The sequence below is a fragment of the Vibrio sp. 1249-1 genome (genome assembly GCF_033340495.1).
Genome location: NZ_JAWOWJ010000273.1, coordinates 1 through 888 on the forward strand (window position 1 = coordinate 1; position 888 = coordinate 888).

General features: G+C 46.3%; 1 protein-coding gene. It reads left to right on the forward strand.

The genetic code is table 11. The features are described 5' to 3' along the window. Positions 1-820, forward strand: an 820-nt coding sequence (locus R7Z50_RS25790) for an ATP-binding cassette domain-containing protein (protein ID WP_318149516.1), incomplete at its 5' end; no start/stop codon positions are given. Between the last annotated feature and the right edge of the window lie 68 nt (positions 821-888).

Sequence of the window (888 nt, forward strand, 5' to 3'; positions counted from 1 at the left end):
TGGTATGGCAGCGAGCCAAAATTTATTTGCTCTGATCGAGTTGGAACCGGAGAAAAACGAAGGTAAACACACGGTTGAGCGCGCGAAGGGCGATGTATCTGTGAAAGACGTCAGCTTTACGTATGAAGGTTCAGAAAAACCGGCACTAGAGCACATTAGTTTTGATATTCCTCGAGGTAAAACGCTCGCTCTAGTGGGGCGTTCAGGTTCAGGTAAAAGTACCATTGCGAACTTGTTCAACCGTTTTTATGACGTGGACAGTGGCTCGATTGCGCTAGATGGCCGTGATATTCGTGACTACGAATTGAAGAACTTGCGCGAGCAGTTTGCTTTGGTTTCGCAAAACGTACATCTTTTCAATGACACCATAGCAAACAACATTGCTTACGCGACGGAAGATAAGTACCAGCGCAGCGATATTGAGCGTGCAGCGAAGCTGGCTCACGCAATGGAATTCATCAATAAGATGGAGAATGGTTTAGATACCATGATCGGCGAAAACGGCGCGAGCTTATCTGGTGGTCAGCGCCAACGTGTAGCTATTGCTCGTGCGTTACTGCGTGATGCGCCTGTACTGATTCTTGACGAAGCAACCTCCGCATTGGATACGGAATCTGAGCGTGCTATCCAAGCTGCCTTAGATGAGCTGCAGAAAGATAAAACCGTGTTGGTGATTGCTCACCGCTTGTCAACGATCGAAAAAGCCGATGAGATTCTAGTCGTAGACGACGGTGCCATTATTGAACGAGGTAATCACGCAGACTTGATTGCTAAGAATGGCGCTTACGCTCAACTTCATCGCATCCAGTTTGGCGAATAGTTACTGTGGTTGAAAAAATCTGGTTTGAAAATCATCCATTAAAATATCTGTTGTGGCTATTATTATGG